The organism is Flagellimonas sp. L-11 (assembly GCF_056857735.1).
This window is the reverse complement of record NZ_JBSXNR010000064.1, coordinates 24518-43884: the sequence shown is the minus strand read 5'-3', so window position 1 is coordinate 43884 and position 19367 is coordinate 24518. Positions and strand designations below refer to the sequence as shown.

Annotated in this window: 21 protein-coding genes; 13 read left to right on the top strand and 8 right to left on the bottom strand. The window is 40.5% G+C overall.

Features of this window, described 5'->3' with window-relative positions:
- The first annotated feature begins 87 nt into the window (after window positions 1-87).
- Entirely contained in the window at window positions 88-567 is a 480-nt protein-coding gene (locus AC13CC_RS11455) for an Lrp/AsnC family transcriptional regulator (RefSeq protein WP_293163054.1), read from the top strand.
- 16 nt (window positions 568-583) lie between these two features.
- Window positions 584-1102, top strand: coding sequence for a DinB family protein (locus tag AC13CC_RS11450; RefSeq protein ID WP_326277291.1), 519 nt, complete (start codon window positions 584-586; stop codon window positions 1100-1102).
- Window position 1103: 1 nt separating this feature from the next.
- Here AC13CC_RS11450 and AC13CC_RS11445 read toward each other — a convergent pair whose 3' ends face one another.
- Window positions 1104-1430: a hypothetical protein gene (locus tag AC13CC_RS11445; protein ID WP_326277290.1), complete on the bottom strand. Its 327-nt coding sequence runs from the start codon at window positions 1428-1430 to the stop codon at window positions 1104-1106.
- 94 nt (window positions 1431-1524) lie between these two features.
- The gene (aroB, locus tag AC13CC_RS11440; protein ID WP_326277289.1) at window positions 1525-2580 is read right to left on the bottom strand and encodes a 3-dehydroquinate synthase; all 1056 of its coding nucleotides are present in this window, start codon (window positions 2578-2580) and stop codon (window positions 1525-1527) included.
- Window positions 2581-2671: 91 nt separating this feature from the next.
- Here aroB and AC13CC_RS11435 point away from each other — a divergent pair, with 91 nt between their 5' ends.
- Complete coding sequence (locus tag AC13CC_RS11435) at window positions 2672-3844, top strand: proline dehydrogenase family protein (protein WP_326277288.1); 1173 nt, start codon at window positions 2672-2674, stop codon at window positions 3842-3844.
- Here the strand turns inward: AC13CC_RS11435 and AC13CC_RS11430 are convergent.
- The 6 genes from AC13CC_RS11430 to porX form a co-directional block, all read right to left on the bottom strand.
- Window positions 3841-4215, bottom strand: coding sequence for a DUF4258 domain-containing protein (locus AC13CC_RS11430; protein ID WP_326277287.1), 375 nt, complete (start codon window positions 4213-4215; stop codon window positions 3841-3843). The genes AC13CC_RS11435 and AC13CC_RS11430 overlap by 4 nt on opposite strands.
- 5 nt (window positions 4216-4220) lie before the next feature.
- Window positions 4221-5420, bottom strand: a complete 1200-nt coding sequence (locus AC13CC_RS11425; RefSeq protein WP_326277286.1) for an alanine dehydrogenase — start codon at window positions 5418-5420, stop codon at window positions 4221-4223.
- Between the two features lie 44 nt (window positions 5421-5464).
- Window positions 5465-6013: a hypothetical protein gene (locus AC13CC_RS11420; RefSeq protein ID WP_482877311.1), complete on the bottom strand. Its 549-nt coding sequence runs from the start codon at window positions 6011-6013 to the stop codon at window positions 5465-5467.
- Window positions 6014-6105: 92 nt separating this feature from the next.
- Window positions 6106-6240, bottom strand: coding sequence for a hypothetical protein (locus tag AC13CC_RS11415; protein WP_482877309.1), 135 nt, complete (start codon window positions 6238-6240; stop codon window positions 6106-6108).
- 174 nt (window positions 6241-6414) lie between these two features.
- On the bottom strand, window positions 6415-6831 hold the full coding sequence (gene tsaE / locus AC13CC_RS11410) for a tRNA (adenosine(37)-N6)-threonylcarbamoyltransferase complex ATPase subunit type 1 TsaE (protein WP_482877307.1): 417 nt from the start codon (window positions 6829-6831) through the stop codon (window positions 6415-6417).
- A 7-nt stretch (window positions 6832-6838) separates the two neighbouring features.
- Window positions 6839-8383 carry a T9SS response regulator signal transducer PorX gene (gene porX, locus AC13CC_RS11405; RefSeq protein WP_482877305.1) on the bottom strand — a complete coding sequence of 515 codons (1545 nt, stop codon included), beginning with the start codon at window positions 8381-8383 and terminating at the stop codon, window positions 6839-6841.
- 37 nt (window positions 8384-8420) lie between these two features.
- Here porX and AC13CC_RS11400 point away from each other — a divergent pair, with 37 nt between their 5' ends.
- The 10 genes from AC13CC_RS11400 (at window position 8421) to AC13CC_RS11355 (ending at window position 19335) form a co-directional block, all read left to right on the top strand.
- Window positions 8421-9644, top strand: coding sequence for an HD domain-containing protein (locus AC13CC_RS11400; RefSeq protein WP_326277281.1), 1224 nt, complete (start codon window positions 8421-8423; stop codon window positions 9642-9644).
- Between the two features lie 23 nt (window positions 9645-9667).
- Window positions 9668-10702 carry a UDP-3-O-(3-hydroxymyristoyl)glucosamine N-acyltransferase gene (lpxD, locus tag AC13CC_RS11395; protein WP_326277280.1) on the top strand — a complete coding sequence of 345 codons (1035 nt, stop codon included), beginning with the start codon at window positions 9668-9670 and terminating at the stop codon, window positions 10700-10702.
- Window positions 10686-12098 carry a bifunctional UDP-3-O-[3-hydroxymyristoyl] N-acetylglucosamine deacetylase/3-hydroxyacyl-ACP dehydratase gene (locus AC13CC_RS11390; protein WP_163624739.1) on the top strand — a complete coding sequence of 471 codons (1413 nt, stop codon included), beginning with the start codon at window positions 10686-10688 and terminating at the stop codon, window positions 12096-12098. The genes lpxD and AC13CC_RS11390 overlap by 17 nt, the downstream gene beginning before the upstream one ends.
- Entirely contained in the window at window positions 12099-12884 is a 786-nt protein-coding gene (gene lpxA / locus AC13CC_RS11385) for an acyl-ACP--UDP-N-acetylglucosamine O-acyltransferase (RefSeq protein ID WP_293163112.1), read from the top strand.
- A 6-nt stretch (window positions 12885-12890) separates the two neighbouring features.
- Entirely contained in the window at window positions 12891-13457 is a 567-nt protein-coding gene (gene efp / locus AC13CC_RS11380) for an elongation factor P (protein WP_326277279.1), read from the top strand.
- Between the two features lie 5 nt (window positions 13458-13462).
- Entirely contained in the window at window positions 13463-14398 is a 936-nt protein-coding gene (locus AC13CC_RS11375) for a UDP-3-O-(3-hydroxymyristoyl)glucosamine N-acyltransferase (RefSeq protein ID WP_326277278.1), read from the top strand.
- Between the two features lie 62 nt (window positions 14399-14460).
- A complete protein-coding gene (gene sucD, locus AC13CC_RS11370; protein ID WP_326277277.1) occupies window positions 14461-15333 on the top strand; it encodes a succinate--CoA ligase subunit alpha in 873 nt (290 codons plus the stop codon).
- 384 nt (window positions 15334-15717) lie between these two features.
- Entirely contained in the window at window positions 15718-16467 is a 750-nt protein-coding gene (gene fabG, locus AC13CC_RS11365) for a 3-oxoacyl-[acyl-carrier-protein] reductase (protein WP_482877302.1), read from the top strand.
- 6 nt (window positions 16468-16473) lie between these two features.
- Window positions 16474-18507, top strand: a complete 2034-nt coding sequence (locus AC13CC_RS11360; protein ID WP_482877300.1) for a vWA domain-containing protein — start codon at window positions 16474-16476, stop codon at window positions 18505-18507.
- 12 nt (window positions 18508-18519) lie between these two features.
- Window positions 18520-19335 carry a prohibitin family protein gene (locus tag AC13CC_RS11355; RefSeq protein ID WP_482877298.1) on the top strand — a complete coding sequence of 272 codons (816 nt, stop codon included), beginning with the start codon at window positions 18520-18522 and terminating at the stop codon, window positions 19333-19335.
- Window positions 19336-19367: the final 32 nt, after the last annotated feature.

The following is a 19367-nucleotide window of genomic DNA, read 5'->3' as shown; positions in this document are numbered from 1 at the left end:
AAAGGTTCTTGCATATTATTTAAAAAAGAACCATTTTTATTACGTAAATTTCCTTTTTTAACTATTTTTGCTGCAAAATTCAATGTAATGACCAAAGTAAAACTTGACGAGATAGATCACCAGATACTGGATATGTTAATCGATAATACTCGTACACCTTTTACGGACATCGCAAAAAAATTGTTGATTTCCGCAGGTACGGTTCATGTCCGTGTCAAAAAAATGGAGGAATCCGGGATTATTAAAGGTTCTTCCCTTACGCTGGACTATGTCAAATTGGGTTATTCCTTTATCGCCTATGTTGGTATATTCTTGGAAAAAACACACCAGACAAAATTTGTGCTGGAAAGGTTGAGCCAAATACCATACGTTACCGTGGCCCATATAACAACAGGCAAATTCAATATTTTTTGTAAAATAAGGGCCAGAGATACTACACATGCCAAAAATATTATTTTTAAGATAGATGATATCGAAGGTATCAGCAGAACTGAGACCATGATTTCTTTGGAAGAGAGCATTAACGATAAAAGACGTTTAATGCACACTATTTTCAACGAGTTATAATTCCATTATACATATTATGGTGCTTTCGGACCTGCCCTCTTCGGAATACAATCCATTTTACCAGACCTATATTATGGCACTGGGAAATGTAGATTTAATGAAAGAACTAAGAAAGGGAAAGGACGATTTTTTGACCTTACTGCAACAAACCCCAGAAGAAAAACTTAATTATGCTTATGCAGGGGACAAATGGTCCTTAGCGGAAGTATTAGTGCATGTTATAGACACGGAGCGAATATTCCAATACCGTGCACTTTGTATTGCAAGAAACGATAAAACCCCACTACCAGGGTTTGACCAAGATACTTATGTACCGTATTCCAACGCCGATAAAAGATCCCCAAAAAACTTGATGGAGGAATATAAAGCGGTTAGGGATTCCACAATTTTTCTTTTTAATTCCTTTGACGAAAAAACGATCAAAAGGGTTGGAGTGGCCAGTGGGTCCAAAATGAGTGTGCGGGCACTGGGCTTTATCATAAGCGGACATCAAGCACACCATATTCGGATTATAAAGGAACGCTATTTGGCCTAAATCAATATTGGTCTTCGCTTTCCAAATCATCTGAAGTAGGTTCCAAGCCTTCAAACGAGTCGTCTTCAAAATCAGAAACCACCAATTCTTTGTCAAGTTCCTTTTCAATGGTCTCTTCAAAATTTGAAATGAAGTTGGAAAGGCTCTTGCTGATTTTTACCAAGTAGATGATATCTGCCGTTTTTACTTCCACGGCCTCTATGACCTCCCCATTTGGTTTTTTAATGGTAATAACATCGTCATCACCATAACCATCAGGATAAGAATCAATCAATATGGCTACTACCTTGTTGTCCAGCTTTTTGTAGTCTATCAAAATCCGTTTCATAAGGGTTGGTTTTTAAATGTATTCCTAAACTAGGGATTTTTGAATTTGGTGGACCCAAAGAGTTGTAAACGAAAAAAATAAGTATGCGAAGTGTTTATTCCTTGTAGTAAGCAAAAGCTTTTTGGAATAATTCTTCGGGAACTTTAATATCCGTAACGGCTTTACCGATGGAATGTAGCAATACAAAATTTACGTTCCCATGAGAATTCTTTTTATCGTATTTAAGTAATTGAAGAATGGCATCAATATCGTCATCGGTAAAGTCCACTTTCTCAAAATGGGTCAAAAATATTTTTTTGATTTCATCCAACGATAATTTGGAAAGTCCCTGGAGCTCGTGCGACAAATACCCCTCCAAAATCATTCCTGCCGCAATGGCTTCACCGTGCAACAAGGTTTTCTTGTCATGATTGTCCAAACAATACGATTCAATGGCGTGCCCCAAGGTGTGTCCAAAATTTAAGATTTTACGCAACCCTTTTTCGGTAGGGTCTTGAAGAACAACCTCATTTTTAAGGGCAATGGATTTTTGAATGCATGCAGCATCTGTAAAATTACTTTTTTCAGCTAAACTGTTCCAGTACGCTTTATCCATTATAAGCCCGTGTTTCAGCATCTCTGCATATCCACTTTTTACCTGACGTGGGTCTAGGGTCTTTAAAAATTCTGGAAAAATCAGCACCATTTGGGGTTGGTTGATCACACCTATCTGGTTTTTTAAGGATCCCAAATCAACACCTGTTTTGCCACCGATGGACGCATCTACCATAGAAAGTAGAGTAGTGGGGATATTTATAAAATCAATCCCCCGCTTAAAAGTAGAAGCCACAAAGCCTCCCATATCGGTAAGCACCCCGCCACCAAGATTGATCAGTAGGCTTTTTCGGTCACCATCCAAATTGGAAAGATCTTCCCAAAGTTGCAAACAGGTATGAATATGTTTGTTTTCTTCCCCTGATCGGATTTCCAAGATAAAATCAACAGAGCCGTCAAACATTTTTTTAAAAAAAGGCAAGCAATGCTCCTTGGTGTTTTCATCCACCAAAACAAATATTTTGGAGTAACTACTTTTAGCAATGTGCTGGTTAAGAGCAGCTTTTGCCAATTCGCCAATATGTACCTCGTAAGACTGTGATTTAACCGATTCCATAATTTAAATTTCACTGCTAAATAAAGACTATTTTTATATAAATGGTTCTAATTTGCCTACTTATCTTTGAATCTTTAATGGATATCAAAGAATGCGACCTAATTTTGAGAATACTGCAATAGCTTTTGAGCTTAAGTCGGACTCCCAGCTGGAGCGAGCCTATTTCCTTTTTAAATTGATTTCCAACGAACCTTTGGTTCGTATTGGAACCGCTGTGACCAATTTTGCCATTAAGGCCCATTTACCTGTTGAGGGGTTGATCAGGGCTACCGTGTTCGACCATTTTTGTGGTGGGGTGAACGAGGAAGATTGTCTCCCTATTATTGATAATATGTATGGCAATGGGGTCTGTTCTATTTTGGATTATTCGGCCGAGGGCAAAGAGGTGGACAATCAATTTGATTTTGCCATGGAAAAGACCTTGGATATTCTGGATTTTGTGAAGGAAAAAGATGCGATGCCCTTTGCAGTTTTTAAGCCCACAGGATTTGGCCGCTTTAAATTGTTCGAAAAAATTTCTACACAAAGCGAATTGAATGAAGATGAAAAAGCGGAATGGGGAAGAATAGTGAACCGATTCGAAAAAGTTTGTCAAAAAGCACACAAACTGGATGTTGCGTTGTTGATAGACGCCGAGGAAAGTTGGATGCAAGATGCCGCAGATGATTTGGTCCTTGATATGATGCGCAAATACAACAAGGAAAAAACTATCGTTTTCAATACCTTTCAAATGTACCGTTGGGACCGAATGGATTACATTAAAAAACTCTATGGGCTGGCTTCTGATGAAGGGTTTAAGATAGGCGCCAAAGTGGTGCGGGGAGCCTATATGGAGAAGGAGAACGACCGAGCGAACGACAAGGGCTACGAAAGCCCGATTTGCAAGTCCAAACAAGAAACAGACGAAAACTTTGATGCCTCCATTACATACATGATGGAGCATTTAAACCAATTTACCATTTTCGCCGGCACCCATAATGAGCAAAGTACCCTCAAACTAATTGATTTGATGGAAAAGCAGGGTGTGCCTACCAACGACGAACGGATTTGGTTTGGTCAATTGTTTGGTATGAGCGACCATATCACCTATAATTTGGCCGCCCATGGCTATAATGCTGTAAAATATGTTCCGTATGGTCCTGTCAGGGATGTAATGCCCTACCTAATCAGAAGGGCAGAGGAGAATACTTCGGTCGCTGGGCAAACCTCAAGGGAACTGGCTTTGATAACCAAGGAGCGGAAGCGTAGGAGGTTGGGGGATTAATTTAGATGTTCTACTTTTTCAACAGTAACTTCCTCCTCACAACTCTTGGCCTTTAATTCCAACTCTTCACCATTGTATTCATGTGAGATAAAATACGTCTTGCACGGTTCGGATTTGGTGTCACTTTTACCAAAATCCACGTCTCCAACCTCTAAAAAGGACTGGATCAGCAAAGTGTCTCGATATTGCTCGGGCAGGGATTCGGAGAAAGTCAACGGTTTGGAGCGCATATCCTTGAGTACCCTGCAATTAGGGAAGTAGCAGAAATCCAACCCCTCTTCACCCGATTTTTTCTTCAAAATAAAAACCAAAAAAATCAATCCTATGGACAGTCCCACTAGGTACCATCCCAATCGTTTCAAAAATGCCATCTACATTAAAAAATAAGAAAATTAATATCGTTATAACTCAAGCCGAACCAATCGCCCACAGATTTGTTGGTCAATATACCGTGGTACATGTAAAGTCCGTTGCGCAAGCCTTTATCAAACCGAAGTGAATGTTCCAGACCGCCCTCCTCGCCAATTTTTAATAAATAGGGCGTAAAAATATTACTTATGGAAATAGACGATGTTCTCGGGTACCTCGATGGAATATTGGGAACACCATAATGGACCACCCCATATTTCTCAAAAGTGGGTTTTCTGTGTGTGGTCACTTCGGAGGTTTCAAAACAACCGCCCATGTCAATGCTCACATCAATGATTACCGCTCCTTTTTTCATGTTCTCCACCATGGAACTGGACACGACTACGGGAGAACGGTCCTTTCCGCGGGTGGCTCCAATGGCAACATCGCAACGTTTTAAGGACTTGATCAAATTTTTGGGTTGCACCGTAGAGGTGTACAATGTTTGGTTAAGGTTGGTTTGCAGGTTTCTGAGCTTACTGATGGAATTATCAAAAACCTTTACATTGGCCCCAAGCCCTAAGGCAGACCTGGCCGCAAACTCACCTACGGTTCCGGCTCCAATAATGACCACTTCAACGGGAGGTACTCCGCTAATATTTCCAAACATTAATCCGTTGCCCGTACTGGGGTTTGCCATCAATTCCGAGGCAATTAAAATGGAGGAAATTCCTGCAATTTCGCTCAACGACCGAACGGCTGGATAATTTCCATCATCATCCCGAATGTATTCAAAAGCAATGGCAGTGAGTCGTTTTTTGGCCATGATCTCAAAATACTCCTTGTTCTGGGTCTTGATCTGCAAGGCAGAAATAATGATGGTCTGTGGATTTAATATATCTATTTCCGAAAGGGTGGGGGGCTCCACTTTTAAAATTAAGGGGCAGGAGAACACTTTTTTGGTATCCCTTGTAATTTCCGCCCCTGCATTTGTATAGTCCAGATCCGAAAAATTGGCACCCTCTCCAGCTCCGGATTCCACCAATACCCGATGTCCGTGTGCCGTAATGGCGTTAACTGCGTCCGGGGTAAGGCATACCCGCTTTTCTTGATACTGGTTTTCTTTTGGAATGCCTATAAAAAGTTCTCCCTTTTGTTTTACAACCTCTAAGGTTTCTTCTTGGGGGAGCAATTGTTGTTTGCTAAATGGAGATGAAGCTTGGCTCATAAACGGTAAATCTATTCATAATACCGCCAGGTATTAAAACAAATTTACATTTTTTTTGAAGCAGTCTTTTGACGCTGTTCCAGTTTCTCGCGTTCTTTACGCAATTCTTCTTTTTCCTTGAGTATTTGGAGTTCGGTGTCCATGGCTTCCAAGTCAATACCGTGTACGTGTTTATCCACTAGTTTTACCCTAATAAAATAAACTATAGGCACTATAACCATGGTTACGGCGATTACATATAGAATTTCGTTTTCGTCTATTCGTTCACTGTTAGTATAATTCAATACGGTATACAATTGGAAGCTGTACATGGCGATCGGAATCAATATGGCGTGGTACCACCAATTTTTTGAAGTAACGAACCATATGACCAAAAGAAGTAAAGGAACCAATTTGTTCAAATAATAATAGAATGCTAAACTAACATCATCATCAAACCCATTGTCAGTAAATTCTATCCCCAAAAACGTCCATGTCTTGGCCCCAACGGGTAAATACTTATAACCATAAAAGAGTATTGGGGAAATAGCTATTAAAAGTGCGACTACCCCCTCAATAATAAACTTTTTCCTAATTCTAGTTTTATCCTTCATTAATGTAGATAACTATAAAAATGAAAGATTATTGTAAAAAAAATAATCCCTTCAAAAAAAAGGGATTATTATAACAGTTTGGAAAAAGATTACTAAAGCTTTTTTAGCTGATCTTTTCTAATGCTAGTGGTTTGATCTTTGTCAATTTTAACAACGCTTGTCGAAACAGCGGTCATTGCCAAAAATGCAACAGCTAGCAATCCAAAAAAAACTTTTTTAGTGTTCATCGTAAAAGAGTTTTTGGTTAATAAATGAATTCATTTCAGAACAAATGTAGGAAAATATTTCAACCCACCATGCTTTTTGTCGATAAAATTGGTTTTTAAGCGAAAAAAACATACACTTTATCGAAATAAGCTTGCTCTAAACAATAATTACGATGAAGATACCTGGATGGTTTCTTAAGAAATATTTAACTCGATTGAACGTGTGCTTTCCTCGACAAAGTGCAAGAATACCCCCACAGCATCCTCTGGAAGTAAAGACGAGATTTTATTTGGCCACTCGATAAACAACCAAACACCCGAATTCAAGTAATCCTCAAAACCCATGTCCAAGGCTTCCATTTCGTCATTCAGTCTGTAAAAATCAAAATGGTAAGCTATAGGGGTGTCCTTATCATCATGGTATTCGTTCACCAAACCAAAGGTGGGGCTGCTGGCCAAATCCACCGCTCCAAGTTCTTTTACCAAGGCTTTTACCAAAGTAGTCTTGCCAACTCCCATATCACCATACAAACAAAGCACCTTGTTCGGTGCTTTTTCCAGTAGCTCTTTGGCAACCTCACGGATTTCACTCAGTTCAAAATTTCTTTTCAAAATAGATTTATTTAGGATCCAAAACTACAAAAGGAACTATCATTTCTTCTAACGAAACACCACCATGTTGATAGGTGTTTCTGTAATAACCAACATAATGATTGTAGTTGTTCGGATAGGCAAAAAAGAGGTCGTTCTTGGCAAAAATGTAACTACTGCTCAAATTGATGTTCGGCAAGTGAATTTCTTGCGGATTTTTGGTGGCCATTACATCCTTGTCCTGATAGGTAAGGCTTCTCCCTGTTTTATAGCGAAGGTTCAAGCTGGTCTCTCGATCACCGATTACCTTAGATGGCTGTTTTACATTGATGGTGCCGTGGTCCGTGGTCAAAATCAACTTCATTCCCAAATCCTGTGCCTGCTGGATAATTTCCAACAAGGGCGAATTTTTAAACCAGCTCAAGGTAAGGGACCGGTAGGCCTTGTCGTTGGCGGCAAGCTCCTTGACCACCTCCATTTCTGTTTTGGAGTGGGAGAGCATATCCACAAAGTTGTACACCAATACAGTTAAATCGTTATCTTTTTGGGATTTAAAGTTTTGGGCCAGTTGCTTACCTTGTTTAAGGTTGCTTATTTTGTGGTATTCCCAATTTAGGTTAAGACCAAGTCTTTTTAATTGTTCTCCAAGAAATTCTGATTCGTGGAGGTTTTTTCCGCCTTCGTCAGTGTCATTTTTCCACCAATCAGGATACCTTTTCTCCATTTCAGAAGGCATCAGGCCAGAAAAGAGTGCATTACGGGCATATTGCGTTGCCGTTGGCAAAATGCTGAAGTAGGCACACTCTTGCTTCTTTTTATAATATGCCGATAATGTTTTCTCAAATGCCAACCATTGATCGTACCGCAAATTATCGATCACCACCAAAAGGGTTTTGCTCTCTTCCAATTCGGGCTGAATCTTATTTTTGAATAAAGTGTGGGACATTATGGGGGCATCACCATCCCTAAACCAACCTTTATAATTCTTGTCCACAAACTTGCCAAACTGCGAATTGGCCTCAGTTTTCTGGGATTCCAATATCTCGAACATACCTGAGTCTTCGATTTGCTCCAGTTCCAGCTCCCAATAGATCAATTTTTTATAGAGGTCCACCCACTCTTCCTGTGTATTGATCATAGAGAGGTCCATGGCAATTTTTCGGAATTCCTGTTGATAGTTGGCGGTGGTTTTTTCAGAAACCAAACGGGAATTGTCCAAACTCTTTTTTAAGGAAAGTAAAATTTGATTGGGGTTTACAGGTTTAATAAGGTAATCGGCAATTTTGGAACCAATGGCTTCGTCCATTATATATTCCTCCTCGCTTTTGGTGATCATCACCACGGGGATGGAACCATCGTATTTTTTTATTTCTGTCAAGGTTTCCAAACCAGAAAGCCCTGGCATGTTTTCATCGAGGAAAACAATATCAAAAAAAGTTTCCTTGATCTCTTCAATGGCGTCTTGGCCACTTTGGCTGGTAACCACTTTGTAGCCTTTGCTCTCTAAAAATAATATGTGAGGTTTTAATAGGTCTATTTCATCATCGACCCAAAGAATTGTTATCTTGTTCATATAGTAGTTATCTTTGTGGGAATTAAAACAAAAAACTTTGGTAAAAACCAATAAGCTTCATGTTTTCAACGATCCAATTTACGGTTTTATTGGAACTCCCAACGAACTAATTTTTAGTCTGATTTCGCACCCTTACTTTCAAAGATTGAGGCGAATATCCCAAATGGGGCTATCTTATTTGGTATATCCCGGGGCCCACCATACCAGGTTCCACCATGCGCTGGGTAGCATGCATTTAATGACCAAGGCCATTCAGGTTTTAAAATTAAAGAATGTTGAGATTACAGAAGAGGAGGAGAAAGGGTTATTGTGTGCCATTTTGCTGCACGATATTGGACATGGCCCATTTTCCCATGCATTGGAAGGTTTTGTGGCAAAAGAAATAAGCCACGAACAGATTTCCTTGAGATTTATGATGGAACTGAACAAGGAGTTTGAAGGACAACTCGATATCGCCATTTCTATATTTAAGGGGGATTACCCCAAGCCGTTCTTAAATCAACTGGTATCCAGTCAGTTGGATATGGACCGGTTAGATTACCTGAAACGTGATAGTTTTTACTCTGGGGTTACCGAGGGGAACATCAATTCGGAACGGCTCATCTCCATGTTAAACGTAGTCAACGGAAATTTAGTGGTAGAGGAGAAGGCCATTTATGCCGTGGAAAAATTTTTGATGGCCCGTAGGTTTATGTATTGGCAAGTTTACTTGCACAAAACAGGATTGGTGGCCGAGCAATTGTTGATTCGGATTATGCAGCGGGCAAGACTGCTGTTGCTAAGAGGGGAAGATTTAATGGGAAGCCGGCCATTATTGTTTTTTCTGAAGAACAATAGGGCACAGGCATTTAATAAAGAGGTTCTGGAGACTTTTTCGGAACTGGACGATATTGATGTTCTGGGTGCTTTGAAAAATTGGCAATTCCATGATGATTTTGTGCTTTCCAAACTGTGCAAGATGATTTTGGACAGAAGACTTTTGCACGTTAAAATAAAAAAGAGACCCATGACTCCTGAAAAAATGAACGAAAAGTTGGATTGGATCATAGAAAAGCATGATCTTTCCGTTGAAGAAGCTTCCAATTTTGTGTTTCAAGGAGAAATATCCAATAAAGCATATAGTAAGGATGAGGCTATTCAAATTTTAAAAAAGAACGGGAAAATTTCGGATGTTTTAAAGGAGTCGGACCAGCTTAGCCTAAAAGCATTGGCCAAAACCGTCACCAAATATTACAGCTGTTATCCAAAGAAAGCCGTTTAACAAATTTTGTTACTTTTGCACCAATGAAATTTACAGCTACCCAAATTGCCGGAATCTTAGAAGGGGAAGTTGAGGGAAATCCTCAAATCGCTGTCCATAAATTGTCAAAGATAGAAGACGGTGAAAAAGGGTCTTTGACCTTTTTGGCCAACCCAAAATATACATCGTACATCTATTCCACCAAGGCATCGATAACCATAGTAAACAAGGATTTTATTCCAGAGCAGGAGATTTCTACCACACTTATTAAGGTAGATGATGCCTATAAATCCTTTTCCAAATTATTGGAGTACTACAATCAAGTCAAAAACAACAAGATAGGGGTTGAAAACCCTTGTTACATTTCCGAAAGTGCAAACTACGGCGAAGGTTTTTACTTGGGTGCTTTTGCCTATTTGGGAGATAATGTTAAAATCGGGGATAACGTTAAAATATATCCCAATGCTTATGTGGGCGACAATGTGGTTATTGGCGATAATGTTATTGTTTTTGCCGGGGCCAAGATCTATTCAGAAACCATTATAGGTAACAATTGTGTTATCCATGGTGGTGCAATCATTGGGGCAGATGGGTTTGGTTTTACACCAAACTCAAATGGAGAATACAGCAAAGTACCGCAGACTGGCAACGTAATAATTGAAGATAATGTGGATGTAGGTGCGGGAACCACTATAGACCGCGCCACTTTAGGATCCACTATTTTGAGAAAAGGTGTGAAACTGGATAATCAAATCCAGATAGCACATAATGTAGAAATTGGCGAAAATACCGCCATTGCCGCCCAAACCGGGGTGGCAGGTTCCACCAAAATAGGAAAAAACTGTTTAATTGGCGGTCAAGTGGGCATTGTGGGCCACATCATCATTGGTGATAGGGTGCGCATTCAGGCCCAATCCGGAATCGGAAGAAACGTAAAAGATGACGAAGTCCTCCAAGGGTCACCAGCATTGAACTATGGAGACTTCAACAAATCATATGTACACTTTAAGAATTTGCCGAAATTGGCAAATCAAATCTCCAACATAGAAAAAAAAGTTGAAGGTGAGCAAACCAAGTAACAAACAACGCACCATAGCTAAAAAAGTAACGCTACAAGGTGTAGGGCTACATACGGGCGAAAATGTAACCATGAGTTTTCTTCCTGCCGATGAGAACCATGGCTATGCATTTAAAAGAATTGATTTGGAAGGGGAACCCATAATTGAAGCCGATGCCAATTATGTGGTAAATACCCAGCGTGGCACCAATCTGGAAAAGAATGGCGTTAAAATCCACACCTCGGAGCATGTGCTTGCAGCCCTGGTCGGTTTGGATATCGACAACGTCCTAATTGAATTGGATGCCCCGGAGCCTCCCATCATGGACGGTTCCTCCAAATTTTTTGTTGAGGCGCTGGAAGAAGCAGGTATAGTGGAGCAAGAGGAGGAGCGTGAGGAATTTGTGGTAAAAGATGTTATTTCATATAGAGATGAAGCCACAGGAAGCGAAATTACCGTAATTCCTGCGAACGAATACCAAGTAACTACAATGGTGGATTTTGGAACCAAGGTTTTGGGCACACAAAATGCCACTTTGGAAAAAATGTCCGATTTTAAAGAGCAAATAGCAGACTCACGTACCTTTAGTTTTCTTCATGAACTGGAAATGTTACTGGAAAATGGCCTGATCAAGGGAGGTGATCTCAATAATGCCATTGTTTATGTGGACAAGGAGATATCGGAATCCACAATGAAGAAATTGGAGAAGGCCTTCAACAAAGAAAAACTATCCGTAAAGCCGAACGGTATTTTAGATAATCTTACCCTGCACCATCCAAATGAAGCGGCTCGGCACAAGCTGTTGGACGTGATTGGGGATTTGGCCTTGACAGGCACCCGGATCAGGGGTAAGGTAATCGCAAACAAACCTGGACATTTTGTGAACACACAGTTCGCAAAAAAGTTATCCAAAATCATTAAAATAGAAAAAAGAAACAAAGTTCCCAGCTATGATTTGAATCAAGAGCCTTTGCTCAACGTGAATCAAATTATGGAGAGATTGCCTCACCGACCACCGTTTTTGTTGGTTGATAAGATTTTGGAACTGTCCGACACCCATGTGGTCGGAGTTAAGAATGTGACGATGAACGAACCGTTTTTTGTCGGTCACTTCCCCGGAGCTCCAGTAATGCCAGGGGTTTTGCAAGTAGAGGCGATGGCTCAAACTGGCGGAATACTTGTTTTGAGCACCGTTCCAGACCCAGAAAACTACCTAACGTTCTTCATGAAGATTGACAAGGTAAAGTTTAAACAACAAGTGGTACCGGGAGATACTTTAATATTTAAATGCGATTTGATTTCTCCCATCCGTAGAGGTATCTGTCACATGCAGGCCTATGCTTATGCCAATGGTAAATTGGTGTCCGAAGCCGAATTGATGGCCCAGATCGTAAAAACAAAAAATACAGATTCGTAGATGAACCAACCATTAGCATATGTACACCCCGGGGCCAAAATTGCCAAAAATGTGGTAATTGAACCCTTTACCACCATACATAATAATGTAACCATTGGGGAGGGGACGTGGATTGGTTCCAACGTTACCATAATGGAGGGGGCCAGAATCGGAAAAAATTGCAGCATTTTTCCAGGTGCCGTAATCTCCGCTATGCCCCAAGATTTAAAATACCAAGGAGAGGATACCACCGTTGTAATTGGGGACAATACCACAATCAGGGAGTGTGCCACCATAAACAAAGGAACTTCCGACCGAATGAAAACGGTTATCGGGAATGATTGTTTGATCATGGCCTATTGCCACGTAGCACACGATTGTTTTGTTGGCGATGGCTGCATTTTTAGTAACAATTCAACTTTGGCGGGACATGTTACCATAGGTCAAAATGTAGTTTTGGCGGGAATGGTTGCCGTACATCAGTTTGTTTCCATAGGCAACCATGCCTTTGTAACGGGTGGATCATTGGTCCGTAAGGATGTGCCCCCGTATGTAAAAGCGGCCAGAGAACCACTTTCTTATGTAGGTATCAATTCCATTGGATTGCGAAGGAGAGGTTTTGAATCTGACAAGATTCGCGAGATTCAAAATATTTACAGATTACTATATCAACAAAACTATAACAATTCCCAAGCGGCATCCATTATTGAGGCTGAGATGGAAGCAACTCCAGAAAGAGATGAAATTCTTCAGTTTATAAGAGATTCGCAACGAGGGATAATGAAAGGTTATTTCAGTTCAAATTAAAAATTTATGGCAAGTACTTCCGATATAAGAAAAGGGTTGTGCATCAGGTACAACAACGATATTTACAAAATAATCGAGTTTCTTCACGTAAAACCAGGTAAGGGACCCGCTTTTGTCCGCACCAAACTGAAAAGTGTAACTACTGGAAAAGTGGTGGACAATACATTTTCTGCCGGACATAAAATAGAGGATGTGCGTGTGGAAACACGTTCCTACCAGTTTTTGTACAATGATGGTGACACCTATCATTTTATGAACACGGACGATTACACCCAGATCGCTTTGCAAAAAGATGCTTTGGATGCATCCGATTTGCTAAAAGAAAGCGAAGTGGTGACCATCATTTTCAACGCAGAGGACAATATGCCGCTTTCCGTTGAAATGCCAGCAAGTGTTGTGTTGGAAGTAACCCATACCGAACCTGGCGTAAAAGGGAATACGGCAACCAATGCAACAAAGCCAGCCACTGTGGAAACGGGAGCTACGATCAATGTGCCGCTTTTTATCAACGAAGGCGACAAAATAAAGATCGATACGGAAAAAGCAGCCTATTTGGAACGTGCCAAAGAATAGCTTGAATGAAATTCCCTAAAACCTATACCTTAAAGGAAATATCGGAAATTATTGATGCCGACTTTGTGGGGCGTAATGATTTCCCTGTTTTGGGTATGAATGAAATCCATGTGGTAGAAGAGGGAGACATTGTATTTGTGGACCATCCCAAATATTATGATAAGGCCCTGCAATCCAAAGCTACGGTGGTACTCATCAACAAAAAGGTAGAGTGTCCCAAAGGCAAGGCTTTGCTAGTGTCCGATGACCCTTTCAGAGATTTCAATAAATTGACCCGACATTTTAAACCTTTTGAAAGCGCGGCTTCATCCGTTGCTGAAACAGCTGAGATAGGTGAGGGAACGGTGATTCAACCGAATGTTTTTATTGGAAACCATGTAAAGATTGGTAAGAATTGTGTGATTCACCCCAATGTTACCATTTATGATGGATGTATTTTGGGCGATAATGTTACCATCCACGCAGGAACCGTTTTGGGAGCCGATGCGTTCTACTACAAAAACAGGCCCGAAGGTTTTGATAAATTGCTTTCAGGCGGAAATGTAGTGATCGAGGACAATGTAGATATCGGAGCTGGGTGTACCATTGACCGCGGGGTAACAGGTTCAACAACCATAAAAGAAGGAGCCAAATTGGACAATCAGATTCAAGTGGGGCACGATACAGTTATTGGTAAGAAGTGCTTAATAGCCTCTCACGTTGGTATTGCAGGTTGTGTTGTTTTGGAAGATGAAGTAACCCTTTGGGGGCAGGTAGGCATCACTAGTGGCATCACCATAGGCAAAAAAGCTGTGATATTGGCTCAATCTGGCATTTCAAAATCACTAGAAGGCGGTAAAACCTATTTCGGATACCCAGCTGAAGAAGCACGTGAAAAATTGAAACAAATAGCATCCATCAAAAAGATTCCAGAAATCTTGCAAAAACTGAAAAAGATTTAAGAAATCAATAGATAAAAACTTTAGTAAACCATATTTTTGTATCTCTACATTAAGTTAAATATATGAGCGTCTTAGTAAACAAGGATTCAAACATAATTGTACAAGGATTTACCGGTAGTGAAGGAACCTTCCATGCCGAACAAATGATTGAATACGGAACCAACGTGGTTGGTGGTGTGACCCCGGGCAAAGGTGGTCAGGAACATTTGGGAAAACCAGTTTTTAATACAGTGGAAGATGCTGTAAAAGAAGTTGGTGCCGACACCACTATTATTTTTGTTCCGCCCGCATTTGCTGCGGATGCCATTATGGAAGCTGCCGATGCCGGAATCAAGGTGATCATTACTATTACCGAAGGAATTCCCGTAGCGGACATGGTAAAAGCCAACGACTACATTAAGGATATGGATTGCACATTAATCGGGCCAAACTGCCCAGGTGTAATTACTCCCGGTGAAGCCAAAGTTGGCATTATGCCAGGATTTGTCTTCAAAAAAGGAAAAGTGGGCATCGTTTCCAAATCAGGAACTCTGACTTACGAAGCTGCCGACCAAGTAGTCCGTCAAGGATTGGGGATTACAACAGCCATCGGAATCGGTGGAGACCCTATCATCGGAACCACTACAAAACAAGCTGTTGAACTATTGATCAATGACCCAGAAACCGAATGTGTTGTAATGATCGGTGAAATTGGCGGTCAATTGGAAGCAGAAGCTGCAAGATGGTATAAGGAAAGTGGTAGCAAAAAACCAATTGTTGGTTTTATTGCTGGTGAAACTGCTCCTGCTGGACGTACCATGGGACACGCTGGTGCCATTGTAGGCGGTAGTGACGATACAGCCCAAGCCAAGAAAAAAATTATGCGCGATTGTGGTATCCACGTAGTGGATTCACCCGCTGAAATTGGTGTAAAAGTGAAGGAGGTGGTTGGGTAACCAACCGTTAAAACCATACTAAATCCCGTTTTATGCGGGATTTTTTTTCGTCTAAACATAAAACAACAACTATATTTGACTTGTTGTGTATTTTGAAAATAAAAATTAGTTCTAGGCGTCAGTTCGAGTGATTGTGAGGAACGAAAAATCGTATCGAGAACTTTTTAGATGAAAATTCTGTTTCTCGATACAAATTTCACTCCTACTGTCGTGAAATCCACTCGAAATGACGAATTTTAGTAAAACAGATAAGAACCAATATTTTGGTTAATAACCATTCAAACACAATCATTGTATGAATTGAGCCATATCAATTTTGGACACCAATAGAGGTGTTAATTGGCGAATTGCATCTGACAGTTAAAAACAAATAAATATCCATAGATGAAACTTTTGGAAGGGAAAAACGTAATCATAACAGGAGCCAGTAGGGGGATTGGTAAAGGAATTGCCGAAGTATTTGCAAAACACGGTGCCAATGTGGCTTTTACCTACAGCTCCAGCGAAGCTCCAGCTTTGGAACTGGAAAAAGAACTGACCCAAATGGGTGTAAAGGCCAAGGCCTATAAAAGCAATGCCGCCAGTTTTGAGGAATCTGAGGCCCTTGTGGCCAAGGTTTTGGAAGATTTTGATGGCAGAATCGATGTACTCATCAATAACGCTGGTATTACAAAAGACAATTTGTTGATGCGTATGGGCGAAGATGATTTTGATAAAGTAATCGAAATCAACCTAAAATCGGTATTCAATATGACCAAAGCGGTGCAACGTACCATGTTGAAGCAGCGTAAAGGTTCCATAATCAATATGAGTAGTGTGGTTGGTGTAAAAGGCAATGCCGGACAAACCAACTACGCAGCTTCCAAAGCGGGTATGATTGGTTTTACCAAATCCGTAGCATTGGAATTGGGATCAAGAAACATCCGTTGTAATGCCATCGCTCCTGGTTTTATCGAAACTGAAATGACCGAGAAATTGGACGAAAAAGTAGTTCAAGGTTGGAGAGAAGGCATTCCATTAAAACGTGGAGGTAGCCCTGAAGATGTGGCAAATGCCTGTGTGTTCTTGGCATCCGACTTATCGAGTTATGTTACAGGACAGGTATTGAACGTTGATGGTGGTATGTTAACATAGAATTGAATGGATTTACGCACGGTACTACTTATTGTTTTAGCAGTTACTGCCGCGCTTACCATAGTATTTTTTCAATACTTTTATAAGAACTCGAGAAAAGGTTCGCTTAAAATAATATTGGCCGCATTGAGGTTTGTTACCTTATTTTGCGGCCTTTTGCTTTTGATAAACCCAAAGTTTGTCAGCAAGGATTATTTTGTGGAAAAAGCGAATTTGATTCTCTTGGTGGACAATTCCACTTCCATGGAAGATGCTTCTACCACTTCGGAGATTTCCCAAGCCATAGCCCAAATTAAAGCCGATGATGATTTAAGTGAACGGTTTACCATCCATCAATACGGGTTTGGCAATACAATTACAGTAACGGACTCTGTAAATTTTAACCAAGGAAATACCGACGTCTCCAATGCCCTTTCAACCTTAAATGATGTTTTTGTGAACGGAAACAACGCCATTGTGCTGTTTTCTGATGGAAACCAAACCCTGGGCAGGGATTACGAATACATCAACCTGAATAAAAATTCAACAATATACCCTGTTGTGGTCGGGGACACCACGCAGTATGAAGATATTTCAGTTGGACTTATCAACGTAAATAAATACGCCTTTTTACGAAACAGCTTCCCTATTGAGACTTCCATTCGGTACCAAGGTTCTCAACCAGCTTCCAGTACGGTTACCATTTCCATAAATGGGAATAGGGTGCATCAAGAACGGGTAAACCTTAATAGCGCAAAAAACAGTCAAACCCTAAATACGGTGGTCGAGGCGCAAAGTGTGGGCATCAAAACCATCAAAATTGCGGTGGGTGCGTTGGAAAATGAACGCAATACGGTCAACAATTCCAAAGAGACCGCCATTGAAGTAATCGATGAAAAAACCAACGTAGCCATAGTTTCGGATATGCTCCATCCAGACATCGGCGCATTAAAAAAATCCATCGAGTCCAATGAACAACGTTCGGTCACCCTGCTAAAACCAAATGCAAGTCAGTCTGTTCTAGAAGAATCCGACCTTATAATCCTGTATCAGCCGAATCGGAATTTTAGGAGTGTTTATGAATTTCTAAAAAACTCAGGTTCCAACTACTTTACAATAACAGGAAGCAAAACCGATTGGAACTTTTTGAACCGGGTACAAGAAAGTTTCACCGTTTCCGGCAGTAGACAACCAGAAGATATTTTGCCCGTTTTAAACAATGCCTTTGACCTGTTTGGTTTAGGTGAATTTTCGGTTGATGAATTTCCGCCCTTGAACGGAACTCTAGGGGACATCCAAGTCAATAAGGACAACGAAACTGTTATGTTCCAGCAATTACAGGGGGTTAATTTGGACAAGCCTTTGTTTGCCATTCTCACGGAATCTGATCAAAAGGAAGCCGTACTCTTAGGTGAGAATCTTTGGCGTTGGCGCGCACAGGTATATCGTAACGACCAAAGTTTTCAAAAGTTTGATGAATTTATAGGCAATTTGATGGTATATCTGGGTTCCAACAGGCAGCGAAACCGTCTCGAACTCGATTATGAATTGGTTTTTGATAATGCCAATATGGCCAAAATCAGGGCTTCCTATTTTGATGAAAGTTACCAGTTTGATTCCAATGCCGATATTTTCATCAAAGTGGAAGGTGTTGACAATGGTTTTTCAAGAATTTCACCCATACTTTTAAAGGGTTCTTTTTACGAAGTGGATTTGACCGATTTGGATGCTGGCGAATACAACTTTACTGTTACTGTTCAGGATGAAAATTTAAAACGTTCGGGAGCATTTAGAATATTGGATTTTAATCCCGAAAAGCAATTGGTCTCTGCCAACTACAAAAAATTGGGGCGTTTAGCAGCTAATAATAAGGGGCAACTGTACTTTTTGGATAAGCTTGAAGATTTACAATCCGATTTAACGTCCTCCAATGAACTTCTTCCTGTCCAAAAAAGCAGGGATAATGTTGTATCTTTAATAGATTTCCGTATTTTACTCGGGCTGATAGTCCTTTCCCTAGCTGCGGAATGGTTCATCAGAAAATATAACGGATTAATATAAATCAAAATAAACATGGATAAATTACCAAAGATTGCGTTGCCAGCATTGGCAGCGGTTATTCTCTTAATTATTATTATTTCAAAATCGGCCATAACCATTGGGTCAGGTGAGGCAGGTGTGCTGTACAAAACCTTTGGAGGTGGTGTTGTTACCGACGAACCACCTTTGGGAGAAGGTTTTCACTTGGTGGCTCCTTGGAACAAAGTCTTTATTTATGAAGTACGCCAGCAAGAAAAACTTGAAAAAATGAACGTACTTTCTTCCAACGGGTTGGATATAAAACTGGAAGCTTCTGTTTGGTTTCAGCCAAACTATGAAGAGCTTGGAAAACTGCACCAAGAGAAAAGTGAACTTTATATTGAACGTGTACTGCTTCCAGCAATACGTTCTGCTGCCCGTAGTGTTGTAGGGAGGTATACCCCAGAGCAATTGTATTCCAGCAAGCGTGATGCCATTCAGGAGGAGATTTTTGAAGAGACAAAGTTAATTGTGGAAGATCAGTACATACAGTTGAACGAAATTTTGGTAAGGGACGTTACCTTGCCGCCAACCATAAAGGATGCCATTGAACGTAAATTAAGGCAAGAGCAAGAATCGTTGGAGTATGAGTTTAGATTGGTAACCGCCGAAAAAGAAGCTGAGAAAGTGCGTATTGAAGCGCAGGGTAAGGCAGATGCCAACCGAATACTCAGCGCTTCCTTAACGGATAAAATATTACAGGACAAGGGTATAGACGCCACATTAAAACTCGCAGAATCACCCAATGCAAAAGTAGTTGTAGTAGGGTCGGGAGATGATGGTTTGCCATTAATTTTGGGAAATAACTAATTTTCTCTTTTTTGATATAAAAATATATCCTA